This is a genomic window from Bradyrhizobium sp. AZCC 1719 (genome assembly GCF_036924525.1).
Classification (GTDB): Bacteria; Pseudomonadota; Alphaproteobacteria; order Rhizobiales; family Xanthobacteraceae; genus Bradyrhizobium.
The window spans coordinates 3,326,554-3,343,344 of the sequence record NZ_JAZHRU010000001.1 but is presented as its reverse complement, the minus strand read 5'-3'; the positions used below and the strand labels follow the sequence as shown (position 1 = coordinate 3,343,344).

The following is a 16,791-nucleotide window of genomic DNA, read 5'->3' as shown; positions in this document are numbered from 1 at the left end:
GAATGAAAGAGAAGAAAATGAATATCGTTCAGGGTTCCGTGCCGCCGCTTCCCGCCGAGCTGATCGCAAAATTCCGCGCCATCGTCGGCGAGAAATATGCGGTGACCGATGCCGCCGATATTGCGCCCTACGTCACCGAGGAACGCGACCTGTTCCACGGCCGCTCGCCACTGGTGCTGCGGCCGGGCTCGACGGCAGAAGTGTCCGCGATCTGCAAGCTCGCCAGCGAACACAAAATCGCGCTGGTGCCGCAGGGCGGCAACACCGGGCTGGTCGGCGGGCAGACCCCGCATCATGGCGAGGTCGTCGTCTCGCTGCGGCGGCTCGACAAAATTCGCGAGATCGATCCCGCCTCGAACACCATGACGTGCGAGGCCGGCGTGGTGCTGCAGATCGCGCAAGCTCGCGCGGCCGAAGTCGATCGCCTGTTCCCGCTCTCGCTCGGTGCGGAAGGAAGCTGCACCATCGGCGGCAATCTCTCGACGAATGCCGGCGGCACGGCGGCGCTGGCGTACGGCGTGGCGCGCGAGATGGCGCTCGGGCTCGAAGTCGTGCTGGCGGATGGCCGGATCCTGAACGGATTGTCCAAACTGAAGAAGGACAACACCGGCTACGATTTGCGCAACCTCTTCATCGGCGCCGAGGGCACGCTCGGCATCATCACCGCGGCGACGTTAAAACTGTTTCCGAAGCCGCACGCGGTGGAAACCGCCTATGTCGGCCTTCAATCGCCGGCGCAGGCGCTAAAACTGTTGTCGATCGCGCAGAATGAGGCCGCCGGCAGCCTGACCAGCTTCGAATTGCTGGCCGATATCGCCGTCGATTTCAGCCTGCGTCACGGCATCGACATCCGCGATCCGCTTTCGACCAAGCATCCCTGGTATGTGCTGATGGAATTGTCGTCGTCGCGCGACGACGCGCGTGACGCGCTGGAAGCGATCCTCGCCAAAGGCATGGAGGAAGGCATCGTCGATGATGCCGTGATCGCGGCGAATCTCTCGCAGCGCGCCGCGTTCTGGAAACTGCGCGATGAGATGTCGGCTGCGCAGAAGCCGGAAGGCGGCTCGATCAAGCACGACATCTCGGTGCCGGTTGCGGCCGTGCCCGCCTTCATCGAGGAGGCCAATGCCGCGGTGGTCAGACTCATTCCGGGCTCGCGGCCGGTGCCGTTCGGCCATCTCGGCGACGGCAACATCCACTACAACGTCAGCCAGCCGATCGGCGGCAATACCGCCGATTTCATGTCGCGCTGGCATGAGGTCAACGAGGTGGTGTTCGAAATCGTATTGCGGATGGGCGGATCGATTTCCGCCGAGCACGGCATCGGCGTGCTCAAGCGCGACGAACTGCCCGACGTCAAGGACAAGGTCGCGATCGAACTGATGCGCGGCATCAAGGCAATGCTCGACCCGCTCGGCATCATGAATCCGGGCAAGGTGCTGTGACCGTATCAGCGACGAAGCCCGTGCCTGCGCTCGCCATCACCGAGATCGTGGATGCCGACGTCGCGACCGTGATCGCGCTGTGGCAGGCCTGCGGCCTGACGCGGCCCTGGAACGATCCCGCCGCCGACATCGCGCTCGCTCGCCGTGGACCGCACTCCACGGTGCTGATCGGCCGCGACGGTGACGCGATCGTGGCCACCGCGATGGTCGGCCATGACGGGCATCGCGGCTGGGTCTATTACGTCGCCACCGATCCCGATCGCCGCGCGCAAGGTTATGGCCGCGCCATCATGAACGCGGCCGAGGACTGGCTGCGCGCGGCCGGCATTCCGAAACTGCAATTGCTGGTGCGGCCGGAAAATTCTGATGTCGCCGCGTTCTACCAGTCGATCGGATTCGGCGAGCAAAAGATCCTGTTTTTCGCCAAGTGGCTCGATGGCCGCGAGCCGCCGCCGTGAGCTGAAGGATTGCCATGAGCCTCGCAGATCGTGTCCGCGTCAAGAACGTCACCGTGCTCTCCGACCGGCACTATCGGTTGGAGGAAGTCGAGTTCGACTATCGCCGTGGAAACGGCGAATGGCAGACGATGAAGCGGGAGGTTTTCGACCGCGGTCACGCCGCCACGCTGCTGGCATACAATGTCGCAAGCCGCACCGTCGTGCTGACGCGGCAGTTCCGCCTACCGCCCTATCGTGCCGGTCACGACGATCTCATGATCGAGGCCGCCGCCGGCATGCTCGACGACGAGACTCCCGAGAATCGGATTCGTGCGGAGGCGGAGGAGGAAATCGGCTATCGATTGCACGATGTGCGCAAGGTGTTCGAGGCCTTCATGAGCCCGGGCTCGGTCACGGAGAAGCTGCACTTTTTCGTCGCCGAATACGAAGCTGCGATGCGGGTCGGCGACGGCGGTGGATTGGCCAGCGAAGGCGAGGACATCGAGGTGCTGGAATTGCCGATCGACCAGGCACTCGCGATGATATCGGACGGCCGCATCGTCGACGCCAAGACCATCATGCTGCTGCAATACGCGGCGCTGCATATTTTTCGCTGACCTGTAGGGTGGGCAAAGCGCAGCGTGCCCACCATTGCGAGCGGAGCAGCGTGGTGGAAATGGTGGGCACGCTTCGCTTTGCCCACCCTACAAATGCAGGACGCAGATTGACTGCACTCAAAACAACGAGCCCTGCCCGTCATCCTCCGGCACCGCCGAAGCCACCTTGCGCGGCGCGGCGCGCTTCGCAGGCTTCGGCTCCTCCGCCGCACGCTGCTCGTCCGTGATCGGCAGCAGCAATTGCGCGTCGTCATTGACCACGCGATTGACGCGCGTGGAAATCTCGTGCCAGGCGAACTCGCCCTCAACAGGCCCGCGCAGCAGCGGCATGACATCCTCTGCGTCGTGGATGCGGCCGTCGAGCCAGCGCTCGAATTCGTCAGGCGCGATCGTCACGGGCACGCGGTGATGCAGCGCGGCGAGATCGCGGCTGGCCGGTGCGGTGACGATGGCAACGCCGTCGGTCTCCTCGCCGTTCGGCCCCATCCAGGTCTCCGCGAGCGCAGCAAAGCCAACGGGACGGCCGTCGCGGCGATGGATGAAGAATGGCCGCTTGCGGCCGCCGGCGTCCTGCCATTCGTAGTAGCCGTCCGCTGGAATCAGGCAGCGCCGCCGCTTGATGGCGTTTTTGAACGCGGGCTTGTCGAGCACCGTCTCGGAGCGCGCGTTGATCAGGAGCGTAAATTTACGGGGATCTTTCACCCAAGCCGGCACCAGGCCCCAGCGCATCAGCCGGAAATGGCGGCCGCCATTTTCCAAAATCACCACCGGAACAGGTTGAGTCGGCGCGATATTATACCGCGGCGGGAAATTGGGCTGCTCGATATAGCCGAAGATTTGCCGAAGCGCCTCCGGCGGCGAGGTGATGACGAAGCGTCCGCACATTATCTGACCAACATAGGCTTCCGTTTAATGGGTGTTAACCCCAGATGTTAACAGTGGGATGGATGACCTCCATGGCCGCCACAGAAGTGCGATCCGATCCGCCGATGCCGCCACCGACGGGCCGCATAGATGAAGCTCGCGCAGAGCAATTGCGCGCCGCCAATATCAATCCCCGCACTGGGCTCGCCACCGACTATCTGAATCATTTCAACGAAGCCATCATGCTGCTCGAAATGGTTCCGGACATGCCGGAATGCGCGGAGGATTTTCTCACCTGGACGCCGCTGTCCTACGCCGAGCATTTCTGGGCCTCCAACTTCAAGGCCCGCGACCTCGCGATCGAGGCCTATGAATGCGCCGACCCGAAGGTCCGTGCCGATTTCGACAAGCTCACGGCGACCATGACCTCGATCCTGACCGCGGTGGGCAAGGCGATGCGCGAGGCCCAGCAGGACAAAACCCGCGCCACGCTGGCCGAGCAGGCCACCGCCTGGGTCAAACCGCTGGTGGCGCTGGCCGGCGGCGTCATCAACGGCAATGCCGACACCGACTTCGAAGGGGCGATGTCGAACTAGCCGCCTCGTCCCCGGTCCACCACATTCGACCTGCGCGGCCCGATCGGGCATGATCGTGTGCGCAGCGAGTTCCCTGCTTACCGGATCACCCCTTGACCTCTCCCATTCAGCCCGACCGCCCCCAACTCGCCGTCAGCGGCGCGATCTTCCGTGACGGCAAGGTCCTGTTGGTCCGCCGCGCCCGCACGCCGGGCAAGGGCTTTTACTCGCTCCCCGGCGGCCGGGTCGAATTCGGCGAATCCCTGCATACCGCGCTCCATCGCGAGGTGGACGAGGAAACCGGCTTGCGAATCGAGATTCTGGGCCTGGCTGGCTGGCGAGAGGTGCTGCCGGGGGCCTCTGGCGGCGGGCACTATGTGATCATGTCATTCGCGGCGCGCTGGAGGGCCCGGGAGCCGGTCCTGAACGACGAGCACGACGATTTCAAATGGCTGGCACCGGATGCGCTCGGCGATCTCAAGGTCACCGGCGGCCTTCTGGAGGTCATCGAGGCCGCCCGGAAGCTGGTCTAGGCGGTCCCTACCGGCGCCTCACGCCTTGCCTCGGGCGTATTGAGGGGGCATATCGGCCCTCAAATGCTCAAGCACGCCCTCGCCGCCCTCATCCTCATTTCGGCATGCCATGTGGCCCCCGCACGCGCCCAGGACGCGGCTGCGCCGTTCGACGGCGACCTGCAGCGGCTGGCCGAGATTCTCGGCACCCTGCATTACCTCCGGGGCATTTGCGGCGCCAATGAAGGAGCGAAATGGCGCAATGAGATGCAGGCGCTCATCGATGCCGAAACCCCTTCTGGGGACCGCCGCGCCCGCATGATCGCCGGCTTCAACCGCGGCTATAATGGCTTTCAGCAGACCTACCGGACCTGCACGCCGGCAGCCTCGGTCGCGATCCGCAGATATATCGAGGAAGGCTCCAAAATCTCGCGCGACCTCACCGCGCGCTACGCGAACTAAGGCCATGGAAGCGATCTATTTCGATCTCGACGGAACGCTGACGGACCCCAAGCCCGGCATCACCCGCTCGATCCAATATGCGCTGCAAAGGCTCGATCATCCCACGATCCCGACCGAGGACGAACTGACCTGGTGCATCGGCCCGCCGCTGCGCTCAAGCTTTGTGAAGTTGCTCGGCGATCACTCCGCGGACCGCGCGGTGACGCTCTATCGCGAGCGATTTTCCGACATCGGTCTCTACGAAAACGGCGTGTACGACGGCATCGACGAGGTGCTGACGGCACTCCGCGCGTCCGGCCACCGGTTGTTCGTCGCTACCAGCAAGGCGCACGTGTTCGCTGAGCGCATCGTTGACCATTTCGGCTTGCGCAAGCACTTCGAGCGCGTGTTCGGCGCCGAGCTCGACGGCACCCGCGCGGACAAGTCGCATTTGCTGCAATACGCGCTGAAGGAAGTTGCCGTCGATCCGTCCAAAACCCTGATGATCGGCGACCGCAGCCACGACATGGTCGGCGCAAAAAACAACGGCATGAAGGGCATCGGCGTGTTGTACGGCTACGGCAGCCGGGACGAACTGATCGAGGCCGGCGCCCACCATGTCTGCGCCACGCCCGGAGCGATCCTCGGCTGCATTTCCTGATGTTGGGAACCTCGTGGAACCCTCGCTCGAAATATCGACACTGCTGTTAACCTTTCCTAAAGATGTGGCCTAGGCGGGCCCGCAGCGCGTGATACAGCTTGTCGAGTTAGGATGCGATCCGCCCTGGTTCGCGCGCAGATTTCGTTGAGCTTCATGAGCCGCCCAGTCTCCTTCTCGACCACCCACGACCCGCTTCCGGATCTCGAACAGAAGCAGACTGCCCTTAGCTACCTGAGCGAGGCCTGGGCCGAAGCGCGGCACGATGGCGTCGACGGCGACTGCCTGGCGCAAGCGAGCCTGTTCACAGCGCTCGCCGAACTGGTCTCGACCTATGGCGAGGACGCGGTCGCGAAATTCGCCGAAGGTCTTTCGGCCCGCGTGCGCAACGGCGAGTTTTCGCTGACGCTGGCGAAGCAGTAGCTGCTGCACCGTCATTGCGAGGAGCGCAGCGACGAAGCAATCCATCCATCCGTTATGCCGCGCGATGGATTGCTTCGCTGCGCTCGCAATGACGGGGGAGAGATGCTGCCTTACGCCTTCAATGTCTCCAGAAATCGCACCGGCTCGCCGGTGGACGGCGTCGTTACCTCGCCCTGCCACATCACGCGCCTGCCGCGCACAAAGGTGCCGACCGGCCAGCCGGTGACGCGGACGCCGTCATAGGGCGTCCAGCCGGCGCGCGAGGCCACCCATTTGTTGGTGATAGTCTCAGAGCGCTTGAGATCGACGATGGTGAAGTCGGCGTCGTAGCCCGCAGCAATGCGGCCTTTGCAGGCGATATTGTACAGCCGCGCAGGACCTGCGCTGGTGAGATCGACAAAACGCTGTAGCGACAGCCGGCCCGCGTTGACATGATCGAGCATCAAGGGCACCAGCGTCTGCACGCCGGTCATGCCGGAGGGCGAAGCGGGATAGGTCTTCGCCTTTTCCTCCAGCGTATGTGGCGCGTGGTCCGAGCCGAGCACGTCGATGATACCCTGCTCGATGCCATACCAGATCCCCTCACGGTGATCGGCCGAGCGCACCGGCGGGTTCATCTGCGCAAGCGTGCCGAGCCGCTCGTAGCATTCCGGCGCGGCCATGGTGAGATGATGCGGCGTCGCCTCGCAGGATGCGACATCCTTGTGGTCGCGCAGATAGTCGATCTCCTGCTTGGTCGAGATGTGCAGCACGTGGATACGCTTGCCGGTCTCGCGCGCAAGATTGACCAGCCGCTGGGTCGCCATCAGCGCTGCAGTCTCGTCGCGCCATACCGGATGCGAGCGCGGGTCGCCTTCGATGCGGAGCGACTTGCGGTCGTTGAGGCGATATTCGTCCTCGGCGTGAAAGGCGGCGCGGCGGCGGATTACCTGGAAGATGCGCCGGAGGCTTTCGTCGTCCTCGACCAACAACGCGCCGGTGGAAGAGCCGATGAACACCTTTACGCCGGCACAACCTGGCGCGCGTTCCAGCTCCGGCAGATGGTTCACGTTCTCGCGGGTGCCGCCGATGAAGAAGGCAAAGTCGCAATGCATGCGATGACGGCCGGCGTTGATCTTGGCGGCGAACGTCTCCTCGGTGACCGTGAGCGGATTGGTGTTCGGCATCTCGAACACCGCGGTAACGCCGCCCATTACGGCGCTGCGCGAGCCGGTCTCGAGGTCTTCCTTGTGCGTCAGCCCCGGCTCGCGGAAATGCACCTGCGTGTCCATCACGCCGGGCAGGATGTGCAGGCCCTTGCAGTCGATCGTCTCGCCGGCGGAGGCCTGTCCGAGCCCCCCGATCGCAGCGATCCGGCCATTGGAGATGCCGATGTCGCAGATGCCCTCACCGTCCTGATTGACCACGGTGCCGGATTTTAGAATGGTATCAAATCGCTGATTCATCGCTGCTTCATGGTCCTCTGGCGCTCGCTTTAAGGCCTTGTTGACAGCACCTTAGCGCCTTACGTTCTCATGTGATATCCGGCTCCTGCGTTTTCCCAGGAACTTGAAAGCTCACTGCAAAAGAGGCCGTTTTACCTAATGAAAGCAGCATTTCTTCCAGACCGGGGCGTGGTCAAGGTCAGTGGCGAGGATGCCCGCAACTTCCTCAACGGCCTCGTCACCACAGACGTCACGCCGCTGCAGCCCGGTCTTGGCCGGTTCGGCGCGCTGCTGACGCCGCAGGGAAAAATCACGACGGACTTCCTTATCACCGAAGCCCCTGCAGGTCACGGCGGCGGCTTCCTGATCGATGCGCCCCGAGTGCTGGCGCAGAACCTCGCTGACAAGCTCGGCTTCTACAAGCTGCGCGCCAAGGTCGCGGTGGAGAACATCTCCGACAGCATGGGCGTGCTGACGGCCTGGGACGGCGAGCCCGCGATGAAGCCCGATCTGGCTTTTGCCGATCCGCGGCATGAAGCTCTCGGCTGGCGCATTCTTATCCCGGAAGATCTCAAGCAAAAGGTGGCCGAGCTGATCGGCGCCGACCTCGTCGACAACGAGGCCTACGAGGCGCATCGCATCGCCTTGGGCGTGCCGCGCGGCGGGCTCGACTTCATGTACAGCGACGCATTCCCGCACGAGACCAACATGGACCGCCTGCACGGCGTCGATTTCGACAAGGGCTGCTATGTCGGCCAGGAAGTGGTGTCGCGCATGCAGCATCGCGGCACCGCGCGTACGCGGATCGTGCGCGTCACCCTCGAAGACTTTTCGCCGGAAACCGGCGTCGCCGTTCTCGGTGGCGACAAGCAGGTCGGCACCATGGGATCGACCGCCGGCGGCCACGGCCTCGCGCTGGTCCGGATCGACCGCGTTGCGGATGCGCTCGATGCAGGACTTTCATTGACCGCCGGCGGCCTCGCGATCCGGCTGACCGATCCGAACGACGTTCGCGTCCCACCGAAGCAGACCGTCGCATGAGCAAATCTGCGCGCCTGCACGCCGACGGCAAGACACGGTGCCCGTGGCCCGGCGAAGATCCGTTCTACATGGCCTATCACGACACCGAATGGGGCGTGCCTGAATATGACGACCGCGCCCTCTATGAAAAGCTGATCCTCGACGGCTTCCAGGCTGGACTGTCCTGGATCACGATCCTGCGCAAGCGCGAAAATTTTCGCAAAGCGTTCGACGATTTCCAGCCGGAAAAGATCGCGCGCTACAACGCCAAGAAGATCCACGCGCTGATGAACGATGCCGGCATCGTGCGCAACCGCGCCAAGATCGAAGGCGCCGTCAACAGCGCCAAGGCCTATTTGAAGATCATGGAAGAAGGCGCGGGCTTCTCCAAATTCATGTGGGACTTCGTCGACGGCAAGCCCATCGTCAACCAGTTCAAGACCACGGCCAGCGTACCGGCCTCGACGCCGGTATCGGTCAAGATCTCAAAGGAACTCGGCGCGCGCGGCTTCAAATTCGTCGGCCCGACCATCGTCTATGCCTTCATGCAGGCTACCGGCATGGTCAACGACCATCTCGTCACGTGCTTCTGCCACGAGGCCTGCAGCGGCAAACTGCGCAAGCCCCGCCTCAAGGCCAAATGACGGCGCGAAGATCGTCCAGCGTCGCCACGCGCGCCTGGCAGCGGATGCTGTCGGGGCGGCGGCTCGATCTGCTCGATCCCTCCCCGCTAGATATCGAAATCGCCGACATAGCCCATGGCCTGGCGCGCGTGGCGCGCTGGAACGGGCAGACCAGCGGCGCGCACATCTTCTCGGTGGCGCAGCACACGCTATTGGTCGAAGCCGTGATGCGCGAGCAGATGCCGCGCGTCGACGCCCGCTTCCGCCTCGCGGCGATGCTGCACGACGCACCGGAATATGTCATCGGCGACATGATCTCACCGTTCAAGGCAGTGCTCGGCGGCGACTACAAGGTGGTGGAGAAGCGCCTGCTGGCGGCGATCCATATTCGCTTCGGCCTGCCGCCAAGTCTCGCCGATGAAATCACGAGGGCCATCAAGGCGGCGGACCGCGGCGCGGCCTATCTCGAAGCCACCCATCTGGCGGGATTTTCGGTAAGTGAAGCGAAGCGCCTGTTCGGCAGGGACCCCGGCCTCCCCGAGGCCACGGTGCGGGACTATCTGACGCCGTGGACCGCGGCCCGGGCCGAAAAGCAGTTTTTGGCGCGATTCGAGCTGTTATCGTCAACGTAGGTGGGCGAAGGCGCGCTTGCGCCGTGCCCACCATCCGACAAAAATGGTGGGCACGCTTCGCTTTGCCCACCCTACAGGCAGCAGCTATAATCGCGGCAACCAAGGATACCAGGGAACGCCATGCTTCACGTCTGTTCGCTTGCCGCACTTCCCGACACCGTCAGGGCGACCGGCGCCAGCCACATTCTCACCGTGATGGCCAATGTCGATCAGGTGCAGCGCCCGGCCTCGGTGCTCGAGGCCAACCATCTGAAAATCTCGATGGACGACATTATCGAGGAGATGGACGGCTTTGTCGCGCCGGCGGATCATCATATCGAAAGAGTGCTGAATTTCGTCCGAAGCTGGGACCGCAGCGCGCCGATGGTGGTGCATTGCTATGCCGGCATCAGCCGCTCGACGGCGAGTGCTTTTGCCGCCGCCTGCGCGCTCAATCCGCATCGCGCCGAGATCGAGATCGCCCGGCAGATTCGCGCCCGCTCCCCGATCGCGGCGCCGAACCGGTTGATCGTCAGCCTCGCCGACAGGGCGCTGGGCCGTGAGGGGCGCATGCTGCGCGCGCTGGACGAAATGGGTCCGGGCAGCATGATGGTCGAAGGCCGGCCCTTCCGACTAGATCTGGAATGACGCACCGCGTCCGGGACACGGATGCGCCAAATGAACTCCGGATCGGCGTGAACTTTTAGCGGACAAAGGCACACACAGGATTGCAACCGGGCTTCGGACGTGGCCGGTTAACGCTCTGACGCGCCCGCCTGGAGGCCCGATGTTCGACGACCCCTTCGTCTTCTTTTCGCTTGCGATCGCGATCGTCGCCCTGATCTTGGCGCGGAAGGCCATGAATGAGGTGGCGGAGTTGCGCCGGCGCCTGGAGGCGCTGCAGGCTACGCCGGCGGCCGACGCTGCAGCCGTGCCTCCGCCCCTCACACCATTCGAAGCCTTCGAGCAAAGCCTGCCGCCAGCTCCGAGCGGGGCCACACCGACGCCTCCGCCGATCGTTCCCGAGGCGGAATCCATCGCGTCCGCTGCCAGCCCTGAGGCGGCTGGGCAAGCCAGTGGCGGAGCGCCGCCGCCTCCATTGCCGCCGGCCGATCGCGGTTTCGAGGAAACCGTCGGCACGCGCTGGGTGGTGTGGATCGGCGGCCTGACGCTGGCGCTCGGCGGATTCTTCATGGTGCGCTATTCGATCGAGGCAGGTTTGCTCGGCCCCGGCGTGCGCACCATCCTCGGCGGCCTGTTCGCGCTGGCCTTGCTGCTTGCGGGCGAATGGACGCGGCGCAAGGAAAGCATTTCCACGATCGACGCGCTACCGATCGCCAATATCCCGGCCATCCTGACCGCCGCCGGAACGGCGGTGGCATTTGCCACGGTTTATGCAGCCTATGCGCTGTACGGCTTCCTGGTGCCGGCGACCGCGTTCATCCTGCTCGGTCTGGTAGCGCTGGGCACGCTGGCCGCGGCGCTGCTGCATGGCCCGGCGCTGGCCGGCCTCGGCGTGGTCGGCGCCTTTGTGACGCCGATCCTGGTCTCGTCCGACAAGCCGGACTTTTGGGCGCTCTACATCTATCTCGCAATCGTCACTGCGGCGGCTTTCGGTCTGGCACGCGTCAGGCTGTGGCGCTGGCTCGCGGTCACCACGATAGCGTTTGCCCTGCTATGGACATTCCCCTGCCTGCAATGCGGCCCGTCGATGGTCGGCCCGCATGCGTTCCACGTGCTCGCTGGATTCATTCTCGCCGCGCTACTCGTGGTGTGCGGCTTCATGTTCGGTCCGCCTGCGGACGAAGGCCAGGTTGAGCCGATCTCGTCCGGCTCGCTTGCGGCCTATCTGCTCGGCGCGACCTTGATCGTGCTCAACAGTTTTCATGCCGACGCCGCGATGATCGTATTCGGGCTGCTGGTGGCCGGCAGCATCGCGGTTGCCTGGCGCAGCAATGCCGCCGCGGGTGCCGTCGGCGCCGCCGCCGCGTTGGTCTTCGTCGTGTTCGCCGAATGGGCCATTCGCGCCAATCCCGACATGCTGGTGTTGCCCGGCGGGCCGCTGGAAGGCATCGGGCCGAGCACCACGGACGGATCGGTGTCGCTGCATCTGATCTCGGTCGCGATCTTCGCGGCGGGCTTTGGCGTGGCGGGATTTTTCGCGCAGGGCCGCTCCGCGGGGCCGGTCATACCGGTGATCTGGTCGGCCGCAGCGGTGTTCACGCCGCTGGCGCTGCTGGTCGCACTCTACGCCCGCATTGCGCATCTCGACCGCTCGATTCCGTTTGCGATTGTCGCGGTAATGCTCGCCGCGGCCTATGCCGCTGCGACCGAGATACTCAGCAAGCGCGAGGATCGTCCGGGACTACAAGCCTCGATCGCACTGTTTGCGACCGGCACCCTCGCAGCGCTGGCGCTGGCGCTGACCTTTGCGCTGGAAAAAGGCTGGCTGACTATCGCCCTGGCGCTGATGTCGGCAGGCACCGCCTGGATATCCACTCAGCGGCCGATTCCGTTCCTGCGCACGCTCGCGGCCATCCTCGCCGGCATCGTCGTGCTGCGCATCGGTTACGAGCCGCGCATTGTCGGCGAGGCCGTCGGTACCACGCCGATCTTCAACTGGCTGTTGTGGGGCTACGGCATTCCGGCGGCATCGTTCTGGGCCGGCAGCATCTTCCTGCGCCGCGGCGGCGATGACGCGCCACTGCGCACGGTGGAATCGGCGGCGATCCTGTTCACAGTGCTGCTGGCGTTCATGGAAATCCGCCACGCCGTGAACAATGGCGACGTCTACCACGCGAGCGCCGACCTCACCGAAGTCGCGCTGCAGGTCTGCGTTGCGCTGGCAATGGCAATCGGGCTGGAGCGGCTGCGCATCCGCACCGGCAGCGTCATTCACAATGCCGGCGCGATCCTGCTCACGGCGTTTGCCGGCCTCGCGACACTGTTCGGGCTGTTGCTGTTGGAAAACCCGATGCTGCGATGGATCGATGTCGGCGGCATTGTCATCAACCTTTTGCTGCTCGGCTACGCCCTGCCCGCGGTGCTCGCGCTGCTGTTGTCCTATGCCGTCGCGGGTCGGCGGCCGGTCGCCTATGCCAACACGATCGCGGCGGCAGCGCTCGTTCTCGCGCTTGCCTATGTGACGTTCGAGATCAGGCGAATCTATCACGGTCCGGCGATTGCGGCCGGCCCGACCAGCGGTGCCGAGCAATATACTTACTCGATCGCATATCTCGCCTTCGGCGTCGTCTTGCTCGGCATCGGCATTCTCTTCAACTCGCAGCGCGCGCGGCTGGCGTCCGCGGTGGTCATCGGACTGACCATCCTGAAAGCATTCCTGATCGACATGTCGGCACTGACCGGTGTCTACCGCGCGCTGTCCTTCATGTGCCTCGGCCTGGTGCTGGTGGCGATCGGCTGGCTGTACCAGCGGATCCTGTTCCGCAGGCAGGCGGCAGCGCCCAGGGGAAGCTAGACGATGGTCCTCTAACCGATGGATTCGGCGACCAGACGAATCCTGAAAACCGGCTTTTTGGCTTCGTCCAAAAGCTCCATCTGCCATTCGGCGTTTTGCTTCAGGCTGCGCGAAAGGCTGCCGAGCAGGTTACCGCAGACCTTGGTCATCTCGGCCCAGGCGGCTTCGCGGCTTTCGAATTCGGATCCCTGATCGGACGCGCCTGCGTAGCGACCGTGGCTGATCCGAAAAAAATACAGCGGCATGATTGATCTCATGTGTTGGGCCGCCTCCCGGCCTTCTCTGCCGGTCACTTGGAACGAGATTCGCTACCAGGACATGAATGCGCCAGCCCGTATGACTACGGGTTCCCGTTGGCTGACAATGTGGGATTGGCGGCCGCGCCGGCTCTCGAACCGGCAGCGCGCCCGGTCCATCGCAAGAGAGGGAGCCCGAGCAGTGTGCTCGCCTCACTCGGTGATGGTGGCAGCGGCCGCAGGTGCCGTTGCCGCGATCAATCGGTCGAGCGGCGCAGCTCCGGGGCACTCTCGGCCTTAGCGGGTTCGGGCTTCGCCTGCTCCGCCTTCGGCTCGGATTTCACCGGCTCGAGTTTGGCGCTCTCGACCGCAGGCGTCTCGACCCGCGCCGTTACTTCGGCCCGCGCATCGGCCGGCACACGCGACGGCTCCTCCCGACGATGCACCGAGCGCGGTCGCGCCACGGAGCGCGCCATCAGCATCTGCGAGGCGCCCTGATGGCGAAAATCGCAATAGGCAAAGCCCATGCCCGAGACCGAGCCGCGGAACGAGCGATCATCGCGCTTGTCGAGATTGAAGCACGGCTCGAACGGCAGTCCCTTGATCGAAGCGCAGACGGCCTGGCCGCGAATCTGCAGCGTGTTACCGGGCAGGCGCACATGACGGATCGGGCCCGAGCCGCTGAATTGGACGGAACCGGCTGCGCCGAGATCGTCAAGGATGCGCCCAGCGCCGCGGGTGCCGTCAAAGCAGGTAAAGGCGAAAACCTTGCCGCTCACGAACCTGCGCGCCTCGTCGGCATTCATCATCCCGGCCAGCGCAGGAACGATCATCGCACTGGCCGTGACGGCCCCCAGAACCAAACGCGCAAGCATGCAGCTACTCCAACTTAACAAGAGCGCGGGCGCCCGCCTTTACCCGCTACTTACCATACCAACCACCATGGCAACATTGGAGCAGGTTGGTTGGTAAAGTCTGAACACCGTTAGAGGATTTTTACCACGATTCGACCGCGGACCTGTCCAGCGAGGATTTGCGCCCCCGCCCCGATGACTTGGTCGAGACCGATTTCATGAGTAATTTCAGCTAGTTTTCCCTTGTCCAAATCGCTCGCAAGGCGGTTCCAGGCGAGCTGGCGGCGGGGCAACGGACACATCACAGAATCGATGCCGAGAAGGCACACTCCGCGTAAAATGAACGGCGCGACCGAGGACGGCAGGTCCATGCCCGCGGCAAGGCCGCAGGCCGCGATGGCGCCGCCATATTTCGTCATCGAGAGCAGGTTGGCGAGCGTGGTCGATCCGACGCTGTCGATGCCGCCGGCCCAGCGTTCCTTGGCCAGCGGCTTGACGGCCCCTGCAAGTTCGGCCCGGTCGATCACCTCGGCGGCGCCGAGGCCTTTGAGATAGTCGGCTTCCGACATCCGCCCGGTGGATGCAATGACGTGATAGCCGAGCTTGGAGAGCACGGCGATCGCCACTGAACCGACGCCGCCGGCGGCGCCGGTCACCACGACCGGACCGCTTTTGGGCGACAGGCCATGGTTCTCCAGCGCCAACACTGAAAGCATGGCGGTGTAGCCGGCGGTGCCGATCGCCATCGCCTCACGCGTCGACATTCCGTCAGGCAGCCGCACCAGCCAGTCGCCCTTGACGCGCGCCTTCTCGGCATAGGCTCCGAGGTGGGTCTCGCCCATGCCCCAGCCGTTGCAGACGACCTTGTCGCCGGCCTTCCAACCCGGATGCGAGGATTGTGCAACGGTACCCGCGAAATCGATGCCGGCGATCATCGGGAAACGCCGCACGACGGGAGCCTTGCCGGTGACGGCTAGACCATCCTTGTAGTTCAACGTCGACCACTCGACGGCGACGGTGACATCGCCTTCCATCAGCTCGGCTTCGTCGAACTGCGTCAGCGCGGCGGTGGTGCCTTTATCGGCCTTGTCGATCCTGATGGCCTTGAACGTACCCACGGCAAAACTCCCCGGACTTTTCTGTGTCGGGAGTGTTTACCGCATCAGGCGGGTTGTGCAACCGGGCGCGCGACCGGCTGCTCGACGATCGGCAGGTTGATCAGCGCCGACAGCACGCCGAACAGGATCGAGAGCCACCAGATCGGGGTGTAGGAGCCGAACTGTTCGAACACGATGCCGCCGAGCCAGACGCCGAGGAAACCGCCGACCTGATGGCTGACGAAGGCAAAGCCGTACAGCGTTGCGAACCACTTTGTGCCGAACATCAGCGCCACCAGCGCCGAGGTCGGCGGCACCGTCGAGAGCCAGGTCAGGCCGCTGATGGCGCCGAACGCAATAGCCGAGAAAGTGGTGATCGGAAACGAGATGAAGGCGATGATCGAGAGCGCCCGCGTGAAATAGATCAGCGACAGGATATAGCGCTTTGGAAAATAGTTCTGTACCCAGCCGACGCTGAGCGAACCAATGATGTTTGAACAGGCCGATCGCCGCAATCACCCAGCCGCCGGTGGATGCGGGAATGCCGCGATCGACGAGATAGGCCGGCAGATGTACGGTGATGAAGGCGAGCTGGAAGCCGCACGTGAAGAAGCCGAGCACCAGCAGCACGTAGGAGCGATGACCGAACGCTTCCGCCAGCGCGGTCTTGAAGGATTGCTGCTCGGCGGGCGGCGCATCGGCCGTTGTTGCGGCTGGTGGCGTTGCCAGCGCCAGCGCCAACGGCACGATAAGGAGCATCAATGCCGCAAATACAATGAGCGCTGCTTGCCAGCCGAACTGATCGATAACGGCCACGCCGAAGGGAGCGAACAGGAACTGGCCGAACGAACCAGCAGCCGTGCCGGCGCCGAGCGCGAGACCGCGCCGTTCCGGCGGCAACAGCTTGCTGAACGCTGACAGCACCAGGTTGAACGACGAGCCTGACAAACCGAAGCCGATCAAGACACCGGCGCTAAGATTGAGCGACAGCGGCGTCGACGAATAGCGCATCAATAGAAGACCGGCGGCATAAAGAAGCGCGCCGATGACAATGACACGCAGGATGCCGAAGCGATCGGCGATGGCGCCCGCAATCGGCTGCCCCAGCCCCCACAGCAGGTTCTGCAGCGCCAGCGCGAGGCCGAAAACGTCGCGGCCCCACGCAAATTCAGCGCTCATCGGTTGAACGAAGAAGCCGAGGCTGGAGCGCGGTCCAAAACTCAACAGCGCAATGATGCAGCCGCAGATCATGATCACCAGTGGCGTGCGCCAGGTGCCAAGGCCGGAGGATGGTCGAAGGTCGGTCGTTACAGCCATTTGCTTCCCCCTGGACCAATCGGCGCCCGGGACGGCCCGAGCGAAACATTACGGTGAGTTAATGCAGTTGCATGAAAACCCCAAGAGGGAGCGAGAGAAAAATTTTCCGCTGCAGGGCAGCTCTGCAAAATTGGCGAGGGCAATGAGTGCAATTTATTG

18 protein-coding genes and 1 pseudogene are annotated in these 16,791 nt (G+C 64.0%); 13 read left to right on the top strand and 6 right to left on the bottom strand.

Translation table 11 applies throughout. The features are described from left to right. The first annotated feature begins 17 nt into the window (after nt 1-17). The 3 genes from V1292_RS15840 to V1292_RS15830 are packed head-to-tail and all read left to right on the top strand — an operon-like array spanning nt 18 to nt 2,499. Nucleotides 18-1,445 carry an FAD-binding oxidoreductase gene (locus V1292_RS15840; protein WP_334373660.1) on the top strand — a complete coding sequence of 476 codons (1,428 nt, stop codon included), beginning with the start codon at nt 18-20 and terminating at the stop codon, nt 1,443-1,445. 20 nt (nt 1,446-1,465) lie between these two features. After that, nucleotides 1,466-1,903, top strand: coding sequence for a GNAT family acetyltransferase (locus V1292_RS15835; RefSeq protein WP_334377062.1), 438 nt, complete (start codon nt 1,466-1,468; stop codon nt 1,901-1,903). Between the two features lie 14 nt (nt 1,904-1,917). Then, a complete protein-coding gene (locus V1292_RS15830; protein ID WP_334373659.1) occupies nt 1,918-2,499 on the top strand; it encodes an NUDIX domain-containing protein in 582 nt (193 codons plus the stop codon). Nucleotides 2,500-2,616: 117 nt separating this feature from the next. On the opposite strand, the gene V1292_RS15825 is transcribed toward V1292_RS15830, so the two are convergent. After that, entirely contained in the window at nt 2,617-3,384 is a 768-nt protein-coding gene (locus V1292_RS15825; RefSeq protein WP_334373658.1) for an SOS response-associated peptidase, read from the bottom strand. A 62-nt stretch (nt 3,385-3,446) separates the two neighbouring features. On the opposite strand from V1292_RS15825, the gene V1292_RS15820 reads away from it, so the two are divergent. The 5 genes from V1292_RS15820 to V1292_RS15800 all read left to right on the top strand — a co-directional run bounded on the left by V1292_RS15820 (nt 3,447) and on the right by V1292_RS15800 (nt 5,972). Further along, the gene (locus V1292_RS15820) at nt 3,447-3,959 is read left to right on the top strand and encodes a hypothetical protein (protein ID WP_442894451.1); all 513 of its coding nucleotides are present in this window, start codon (nt 3,447-3,449) and stop codon (nt 3,957-3,959) included. 92 nt (nt 3,960-4,051) lie between these two features. Then, nucleotides 4,052-4,471 (top strand): NUDIX hydrolase, encoded by a 420-nt coding sequence (locus V1292_RS15815; protein WP_334373657.1) that lies wholly within the window; start codon nt 4,052-4,054, stop codon nt 4,469-4,471. 63 nt (nt 4,472-4,534) lie between these two features. Further along, nucleotides 4,535-4,912, top strand: a complete 378-nt coding sequence (locus V1292_RS15810) for a TIGR02301 family protein (RefSeq protein ID WP_247510034.1) — start codon at nt 4,535-4,537, stop codon at nt 4,910-4,912. Between the two features lie 4 nt (nt 4,913-4,916). Then, the gene (locus tag V1292_RS15805) at nt 4,917-5,552 is read left to right on the top strand and encodes an HAD family hydrolase (protein WP_334373655.1); all 636 of its coding nucleotides are present in this window, start codon (nt 4,917-4,919) and stop codon (nt 5,550-5,552) included. Nucleotides 5,553-5,705: 153 nt separating this feature from the next. Next, nucleotides 5,706-5,972, top strand: a complete 267-nt coding sequence (locus V1292_RS15800; RefSeq protein WP_065744658.1) for a hypothetical protein — start codon at nt 5,706-5,708, stop codon at nt 5,970-5,972. 110 nt (nt 5,973-6,082) lie between these two features. On the opposite strand, the gene V1292_RS15795 is transcribed toward V1292_RS15800, so the two are convergent. Further along, nucleotides 6,083-7,417 (bottom strand): dihydroorotase, encoded by a 1,335-nt coding sequence (locus V1292_RS15795; protein WP_334373654.1) that lies wholly within the window; start codon nt 7,415-7,417, stop codon nt 6,083-6,085. Nucleotides 7,418-7,555: 138 nt separating this feature from the next. Here V1292_RS15795 and ygfZ point away from each other — a divergent pair, with 138 nt between their 5' ends. The 5 genes from ygfZ (at nt 7,556) to V1292_RS15770 (ending at nt 13,128) form a co-directional block, all read left to right on the top strand. Continuing rightward, nucleotides 7,556-8,437, top strand: a complete 882-nt coding sequence (gene ygfZ, locus V1292_RS15790) for a CAF17-like 4Fe-4S cluster assembly/insertion protein YgfZ (RefSeq protein WP_334373653.1) — start codon at nt 7,556-7,558, stop codon at nt 8,435-8,437. Further along, entirely contained in the window at nt 8,434-9,060 is a 627-nt protein-coding gene (locus V1292_RS15785; RefSeq protein WP_213290264.1) for a DNA-3-methyladenine glycosylase I, read from the top strand. Before ygfZ ends, V1292_RS15785 begins: the two co-directional genes overlap by 4 nt. Then, on the top strand, nt 9,057-9,671 hold the full coding sequence (locus V1292_RS15780; RefSeq protein ID WP_334373652.1) for an HD family hydrolase: 615 nt from the start codon (nt 9,057-9,059) through the stop codon (nt 9,669-9,671). The genes V1292_RS15785 and V1292_RS15780 overlap by 4 nt, the downstream gene beginning before the upstream one ends. A gap of 120 nt (nt 9,672-9,791) precedes the next feature. Beyond that, nucleotides 9,792-10,298 carry a tyrosine phosphatase family protein gene (locus V1292_RS15775; protein WP_334373651.1) on the top strand — a complete coding sequence of 169 codons (507 nt, stop codon included), beginning with the start codon at nt 9,792-9,794 and terminating at the stop codon, nt 10,296-10,298. A gap of 139 nt (nt 10,299-10,437) precedes the next feature. After that, nucleotides 10,438-13,128: a DUF2339 domain-containing protein gene (locus tag V1292_RS15770; protein WP_334373650.1), complete on the top strand. Its 2,691-nt coding sequence runs from the start codon at nt 10,438-10,440 to the stop codon at nt 13,126-13,128. A gap of 11 nt (nt 13,129-13,139) precedes the next feature. On the opposite strand, the gene V1292_RS15765 is transcribed toward V1292_RS15770, so the two are convergent. The 4 genes and pseudogenes from V1292_RS15765 to V1292_RS15750 all read right to left on the bottom strand — a co-directional run bounded on the left by V1292_RS15765 (nt 13,140) and on the right by V1292_RS15750 (nt 16,632). Continuing rightward, the gene (locus tag V1292_RS15765) at nt 13,140-13,373 is read right to left on the bottom strand and encodes a DUF6894 family protein (protein ID WP_334377060.1); all 234 of its coding nucleotides are present in this window, start codon (nt 13,371-13,373) and stop codon (nt 13,140-13,142) included. A gap of 248 nt (nt 13,374-13,621) precedes the next feature. Further along, on the bottom strand, nt 13,622-14,239 hold the full coding sequence (locus tag V1292_RS15760) for a hypothetical protein (RefSeq protein ID WP_334373649.1): 618 nt from the start codon (nt 14,237-14,239) through the stop codon (nt 13,622-13,624). A 110-nt stretch (nt 14,240-14,349) separates the two neighbouring features. Beyond that, complete coding sequence (acuI, locus tag V1292_RS15755; RefSeq protein ID WP_334373648.1) at nt 14,350-15,336, bottom strand: acrylyl-CoA reductase (NADPH); 987 nt, start codon at nt 15,334-15,336, stop codon at nt 14,350-14,352. Between the two features lie 44 nt (nt 15,337-15,380). Further along, a pseudogene (locus V1292_RS15750) lies at nt 15,381-16,632 on the bottom strand (MFS transporter). Between the last annotated feature and the right edge of the window lie 159 nt (nt 16,633-16,791).

Excerpts from the sequence above, each read along its gene's own strand:
- V1292_RS15840 (WP_334373660.1), top strand. The coding sequence starts at position 18 with ATGAATATCGTTCAGGGTTCCGTGCCGCCGCTTCCCGCCGAGCTGATC.
- V1292_RS15830 (WP_334373659.1), top strand. The coding sequence starts at position 1,918 with ATGAGCCTCGCAGATCGTGTCCGCGTCAAGAACGTCACCGTGCTCTCC.
- V1292_RS15825 (WP_334373658.1), bottom strand. The coding sequence starts at position 3,384 with ATGTGCGGACGCTTCGTCATCACCTCGCCGCCGGAGGCGCTTCGGCAA.
- V1292_RS15820 (WP_442894451.1), top strand. The coding sequence starts at position 3,447 with ATGACCTCCATGGCCGCCACAGAAGTGCGATCCGATCCGCCGATGCCG.
- V1292_RS15810 (WP_247510034.1), top strand. The coding sequence starts at position 4,535 with ATGCTCAAGCACGCCCTCGCCGCCCTCATCCTCATTTCGGCATGCCAT.
- V1292_RS15805 (WP_334373655.1), top strand. The coding sequence starts at position 4,917 with ATGGAAGCGATCTATTTCGATCTCGACGGAACGCTGACGGACCCCAAG.
- V1292_RS15800 (WP_065744658.1), top strand. The coding sequence starts at position 5,706 with ATGAGCCGCCCAGTCTCCTTCTCGACCACCCACGACCCGCTTCCGGAT.
- V1292_RS15795 (WP_334373654.1), bottom strand. The coding sequence starts at position 7,417 with ATGAATCAGCGATTTGATACCATTCTAAAATCCGGCACCGTGGTCAAT.
- ygfZ (WP_334373653.1), top strand. The coding sequence starts at position 7,556 with ATGAAAGCAGCATTTCTTCCAGACCGGGGCGTGGTCAAGGTCAGTGGC.
- V1292_RS15785 (WP_213290264.1), top strand. The coding sequence starts at position 8,434 with ATGAGCAAATCTGCGCGCCTGCACGCCGACGGCAAGACACGGTGCCCG.
- V1292_RS15780 (WP_334373652.1), top strand. The coding sequence starts at position 9,057 with ATGACGGCGCGAAGATCGTCCAGCGTCGCCACGCGCGCCTGGCAGCGG.
- V1292_RS15775 (WP_334373651.1), top strand. The coding sequence starts at position 9,792 with ATGCTTCACGTCTGTTCGCTTGCCGCACTTCCCGACACCGTCAGGGCG.
- V1292_RS15770 (WP_334373650.1), top strand. The coding sequence starts at position 10,438 with ATGTTCGACGACCCCTTCGTCTTCTTTTCGCTTGCGATCGCGATCGTC.
- V1292_RS15765 (WP_334377060.1), bottom strand. The coding sequence starts at position 13,373 with ATGCCGCTGTATTTTTTTCGGATCAGCCACGGTCGCTACGCAGGCGCG.
- V1292_RS15760 (WP_334373649.1), bottom strand. The coding sequence starts at position 14,239 with ATGCTTGCGCGTTTGGTTCTGGGGGCCGTCACGGCCAGTGCGATGATC.